We start from the raw sequence: 5,443 nt of genomic DNA on the forward strand, positions 1-5,443 counted from the left end.
GTTCTTATGAATGATAATACACAACTGCAAATTATTCTTACTAATTCAATTATTGCCACCGTCTTACCCGCCATAGCCCAACTTGAGTTACCTAACTGGTGGTTGGCTGGGGGTGCAGTCAGAAATACAGTTTGGCGTTCTCTGTTGGGAAAAGAATGTAATTTATTTATCAAAGATTTTGATATTGCTTTTTTTGATGAAACCGGCAACCGTGACCAAGAATTATTTGCCAAGTCTACTCTCAAAACACAGTTTCCCGAACAGGAGTTTGATGTGAAAAATCAAGCCAGTTTTGGGCATTGGCGGGCTGGACGCATGACTTATAATAGCACAGAAGATGGAGTTAAAAATTGGTTGCATACGGCAACTGCTGTAGGGGTTCGCATGAACAGACAGGGGGAATGGCAATTTTTTACTCCCTACGGATTAGATGATTTATTTAACGGGATTATTCGACCAACACCCACACATATTAATAATCCCGATGCTGATGCAAAAGCAGCCAGTTTTTTGCCAAAATGTCCTTGTCTACTGTTAATAAAAGATGAATAAAAATTTATGAACTCTCAACCAGAAGAAGATTTACAACGTCGTCTCCAAAATCTAGCAGCAGAAATCAAATCTGCTGGTGAAAATGCTCGTCAATCAGAGGCACAGACACCTGTAACTAGCGTTACTCAATGGAAGTTATATTTAGAAAAATCCAAAAATTGGTTTAATAATTTATCAACAATCAAAAAGCTGGCAGTTACGGGCGTAGTCATGTTGATAACCGTTTGGATGTTGCAAACAGTATTTGCTCTAGTTGCTTCTGTAATTAGTCTGGCGGTTTTGGCAGTGTTAGTGTATCTTGGATACAAATTTTTTATTGCTAATGGACAAGGAAAATAAGCAATAGCCTATTTGAGTCATGCCAATGGTGGCGTAAAAAAATTACAGGTAATTACACGATGGCGAATCCAATGATCGGCAAAAGTAGTAGTCAGTCTAGCCGCCCCAAAGAACCGAAAAAATCTAAGATTACACCATTAGCAACGAGGCGCTTTGTAGCTTGGACGGTGGAAATAACACTCTTTATTGCCAGTGGGTTAGTTCCTTATAGTTTAGGCGTATATGTAAATTCTCGTAGTGAGATTCGGCGAGTGCCGCTGAATCCTGTCTTGGTAGTCACAGAAAAAGCGATCGCCAGACCACTAGCATTACCCATCAGTTATGGTATTCGCAACGTTGCCTGGCCGACCAATATCCTGTGGACATTAGCCCTATTATTGCCCACAAGCCTCTGTGGGTGGCAATTGTATTTACTGGCTAAAACAGGCAGCACCATTCCCAAACGGTGGTTTGGTGTGCGAGTCGTAAACGAAGCCGGAACAGCCCCAGGTTTAGGCGCAGTCATAGTTAGAGAAGGATTAGGGCGTTGGACAATCCCAGTTTCCGCCGCATATCTCCTCTGGCGTTACAGCTTTGTTTTCCCCAACTTGGCTCTGTTTACGTCTTTAACAATGTTAATGATCTTAGCAGAATCAAAAGGCTGGCCTAACCAAAAACATCCCCGCTCTTTCCATGATCAACTTGCAGGGACATATACAATAGATGCAACCAGCACTGTTATTCCTTCTGGGGAGCATTCAACCACAACCGAAAATAATGTAGATAGTTCACAATCTCCTTCCCCTGCTTCCCCCAGAAATAATCCTAGTATCAGCCTGTTTTTAGTAGGGTTAACTAGCATGATTGCTGTGTTATCAACCTTAATAGGTACACAAATCTACATCCAAACCCAAGAAAGCCAACGGAGAAACGAGCAAACTAATAGTCAAAAGTTCCTTGAACTCATCAAAGCACTCAATCCCAACAACGGTGTTACTAACGAAGACCGCCAAAGAGTTATTTTAGCCTTGGGTAGTGTTGATGATAAACAAGCCATCAAATTATTAATTGACTTATTGGTTAAAGAAACAGACCCCAAAACCCTGGATACCATTCAACAAGCCTTAACTAATGCTGGTTTTAAAGCCATTCCTGAATTAAACCGCATGAATCAGTTTCTCGCTGGAGAACTAGCATCTGCCGGTAAAAGTTCCAATGGGGAAATTAGACAAAATCAGCTAATTCTCACCCAGCAGGTAATTAATAAAATTCTGGCTATCTATAGTGGCGAAACTAATAAGATTGACTTGAGTAATGCTCAATTAGGTTCTCAAGCATCTGGAGAAAAGCCCTTATTTAACTTGGTATTAAACAACGTTGATTTATCAGGAATTGTCTTGAAATCAGCAAATCTTAACCAAGCTAACTTCCAAGGTAGTCGTTTCCGCAGCGTGGGTGAAGATGGACGTTGGGATACTTATGATGATGCGATCGCTGATTTAAATAACACTCAACTAAAGCAAGCTAACTTAAGTAATACCAACTTGAGTCGGGTTTCCATGAGTCGTAGTGATTTAAGTAGGGCTAATCTTAACAAAGCCAACTTATCATACACCCGTTTATTTGGGGCTAATCTCAGTAGTACCCAGTTAGTAGGTACAGATTTACGAAATGCAATTTTAGAAAATGCCAGCCTTACAAATGCAGATTTAAGCAACGCTAACTTAACAGAAGCAAATTTATATGCCGCCAATTTAGTCCGGGTTTCTGCCATTGGTACACAATTAGCCTACGCGAATTTAACTAAAACGGACTGGCAAGGTGCAGATTTATCGGAGAGCTATTTAGATTATGCTAATCTCAGTCATGCTAACTTAAGTGCTACTCGACTCACTGGCGCTAGTTTACGCTCGACTAACTTAGAAAACGCTAATTTGCGAAGTGCTGATTTAAGTCGTGCTGACTTACGAGGAGCAAATGTCGCTGGAGCAGATTTTCAAGGCACAATTCTCTTTGTTGGTAAACAAAATCTAGCAGATCAGTTTGTGGAAACACCTGATATTGGTTCTCAAAATGCCTCAATTAAAGGAGTAGATTTCAGTCAAGCTAAAAATTTAGATCCGCAACAATTGGCATTTATTTGTACTCAAGGTGGACTAAATTCCCGTTGTCCATAATCACATGAAAGGATGTTTGAAAAGTATTATTCTGTGATTTTTAGCACAGTTATACCCCACCCTAACCCTCCCCTTATGAAGGGGAGGGAAGTAGACTTTCTTGTTTCCCCCCTTGATAAGGCTATCGTGTACACACAAGTTAAATTACCCCCCTTAATCCCCGCGATACTTTGGGGGGAAACCGGAAAAATTAGTTCCCTCCCCAAAGCATCGGGGAGGGTTAGGGTGGGGTAATTTGAGGAATAATGGTGATTCGATAACTTGTGTGTACACCGTAGCTTGATAAGGGGGGATTAAGGGGGGTAATAAATATTTGGTACATCATCAGGGACTTTTAAAACACCCTCTGTCAGTAAACCTCTTACCTAAGTTATATTAAATTCAGAGTGTGTCAGGAGTAGGCTAATGAAACGTTTTCAATATTGGCTTGGGATAATCGGAATCGGAACAGTTGTGAGTTTAGTGGTAAACTCTCAACCAGCACAGGCACAAGTAGCTTATGGCAGTTATGTTGGTATTGGTCCGACTGTGGGGTTGACAGATGGTACTCAATTGGGCGGAGTCCTGGCTTTTCGCTACAAATTACTAGAAACACCCATCTCTTTCCGCACTCAAGCTTTAATTGGTAGGGGAACAGCAGTAGTTCCGACTGTTTCCTATGACATCCCCCTCAACTGGCAAACTGATGCTTATTTAGGTGCTGGTTTAGTCTTAACTAGTGGTGATACGCCTTCCCCTGTTGGTAATAAAATTAGCTTTGCTCTGCAACCGGGAATTGACTATGTTATTCCTAATAGTAATACTATGATTTTTGGTAATGCTATTATTGCCTTTGATGCCTACCGAAATACTGGTGGTACAGCTTTATCTTTACAAGGTGGAGTTGGGTTAAAATTTTAATTCTTAATTGGTAAAAATTTTGTAACCTTTTGATTTTTAATGTTGAATTTTGGAAAAGATGGTGCTAAACCGAGAGAAAATAGATTTTTACTTAACAGACATAGAAACTCCTATAGGTAAGGTAATTAGTGTAGCTATTTCTCTGTTGGTTTTAGTATCATCAGGAATTTTCGTGGCGGAAACTTATGATCTTTCTCAAGAGGCTCGCTGGGAGTTAAGAGTATTAGATAATTGTGTATTAATAATTTTTGCTGGAGAATATTTACTGCGCTTATGGAGTACAAAAGATAGAATTAAATATATTCTGAGTTTTTATGCAATTATTGATTTAATCTCAATTTTGCCATCTTGTATAGGATTAGTAAATACTAGTTTTATCCGGCTATTACGTTGGTTTAGAATATTGCGTTTGCTGAGATTTATTGATAAAAAGTTTCTAATTGGTAGTATCAGTAATCAAGATAGTGTAATTTTTGCGAGAATATTATTTACTTTATTTGCGATAGTTTTTGTTTTTTCCGGGTTAATTTATCAAGTTGAACATCCAGTTAATCCCCAGAATTTTGATACTTTTTTAGATGCTTTTTATTTCTCAGTTGTGACAATGACAACCGTGGGATTTGGTGATGTGATACCAATTTCTGAGTTAGGGCGCTTACTAACGGTATTGATGATTTTAACAGGCGTGGCTCTGATTCCTTGGCAGATTGGTGACTTAATTAGACGATTGGTAAAAACGGCAAATCAAGTGGAAACTGTTTGTCAAGGGTGCGGTTTAGCTTTTCATGATGCAGATGCCGAATTTTGTAAAAGGTGCGGTAAACAATTGTAGCGGATAAAATCACAGTCAAGAGTGAAGTTGATCATGGTATTTTCTGCCAAGTAGATATACCATACAAAGAGGAACTAGTAATTAAAAGTCAATTAGCAGGTGCTGATGATTTTATATTTACGTTATCCAACTGGAGCAATTTTTATAGTTTAAATTTAGAACCAGGAGCGTAGGGGCGCAGGGTCTGCGCCCAGTCAGGGTTTGGGTGAATTTTCTACAGCAGGGGATTCAAAATTCACGTCTTCATAGACATCTTCTATAGGACAGTGAAAATCTACACTGGCTAAATGCACATTTTCTCCCTGTCCATAACTATAAAATACCCATTGTCCCTCGGAATTACGACGGAAAATTTCTACATTTCTTCGCGTTTGACTTACTAATACATATTCTTGAAGTGATTCTAAGTGGCGATAATCAGCAAATTTATCACCTCTGTCAAATGCTTCTGTGGTGGGAGATAGGACTTCGATAATTAAACAGGGATAACGCAAAAAGTTATGAAAGGCTTTATCTTTTTGGTCACAACTGACTATGACATCGGGATAGTAATAAGTATTAATTGATTCAATGTGTGCTTTAGTATCGGCAATGTAGGTTTGACATCCACTACCGCGTAGATGGTTTCTCAGCAGAGCAAAGACATTACCAGTAATAATTAGGG

General features: G+C 39.3%; 6 protein-coding genes. 5 read left to right on the plus strand and 1 reads right to left on the minus strand.

The features are described from left to right. Window positions 1–6: 6 nt before the first annotated feature. The 5 genes from FJR37_RS13805 (at window position 7) to FJR37_RS13825 (ending at window position 4,779) form a co-directional block, all read left to right on the plus strand. The gene (locus FJR37_RS13805) at window positions 7–552 is read left to right on the plus strand and encodes a nucleotidyltransferase family protein (protein WP_027401973.1); all 546 of its coding nucleotides are present in this window, start codon (window positions 7–9) and stop codon (window positions 550–552) included. 6 nt (window positions 553–558) lie between these two features. Further along, complete coding sequence (locus FJR37_RS13810; protein ID WP_168466267.1) at window positions 559–891, plus strand: hypothetical protein; 333 nt, start codon at window positions 559–561, stop codon at window positions 889–891. A 59-nt stretch (window positions 892–950) separates the two neighbouring features. Continuing rightward, window positions 951–3,047 (plus strand): pentapeptide repeat-containing protein, encoded by a 2,097-nt coding sequence (locus tag FJR37_RS13815; protein WP_168466268.1) that lies wholly within the window; start codon window positions 951–953, stop codon window positions 3,045–3,047. Between the two features lie 405 nt (window positions 3,048–3,452). After that, window positions 3,453–3,947, plus strand: coding sequence for a hypothetical protein (locus FJR37_RS13820; protein ID WP_039200735.1), 495 nt, complete (start codon window positions 3,453–3,455; stop codon window positions 3,945–3,947). A gap of 58 nt (window positions 3,948–4,005) precedes the next feature. Beyond that, window positions 4,006–4,779 (plus strand): ion transporter, encoded by a 774-nt coding sequence (locus tag FJR37_RS13825; protein ID WP_168466269.1) that lies wholly within the window; start codon window positions 4,006–4,008, stop codon window positions 4,777–4,779. A gap of 194 nt (window positions 4,780–4,973) precedes the next feature. On the opposite strand, the gene FJR37_RS13830 is transcribed toward FJR37_RS13825, so the two are convergent. Further along, on the minus strand, window positions 4,974–5,443 hold a 470-nt coding region (locus tag FJR37_RS13830; RefSeq protein ID WP_168466270.1), incomplete at its 5' end, for a Uma2 family endonuclease.

The sequence above is a fragment of the Aphanizomenon sp. UHCC 0183 genome, from assembly GCF_009712065.1.
GTDB lineage: Bacteria > Cyanobacteriota > Cyanobacteriia > Cyanobacteriales > Nostocaceae > Dolichospermum > Dolichospermum heterosporum.

What these genes read in the sequence shown, in the direction of transcription:
- FJR37_RS13805 (WP_027401973.1), top strand. Translation starts at nt 7, where the DNA reads ATGAATGATAATACACAACTGCAAATTATTCTTACTAATTCAATTATT.
- FJR37_RS13810 (WP_168466267.1), top strand. Translation starts at nt 559, where the DNA reads ATGAACTCTCAACCAGAAGAAGATTTACAACGTCGTCTCCAAAATCTA.
- FJR37_RS13815 (WP_168466268.1), top strand. Translation starts at nt 951, where the DNA reads ATGGCGAATCCAATGATCGGCAAAAGTAGTAGTCAGTCTAGCCGCCCC.
- FJR37_RS13820 (WP_039200735.1), top strand. Translation starts at nt 3,453, where the DNA reads ATGAAACGTTTTCAATATTGGCTTGGGATAATCGGAATCGGAACAGTT.
- FJR37_RS13825 (WP_168466269.1), top strand. Translation starts at nt 4,006, where the DNA reads ATGGTGCTAAACCGAGAGAAAATAGATTTTTACTTAACAGACATAGAA.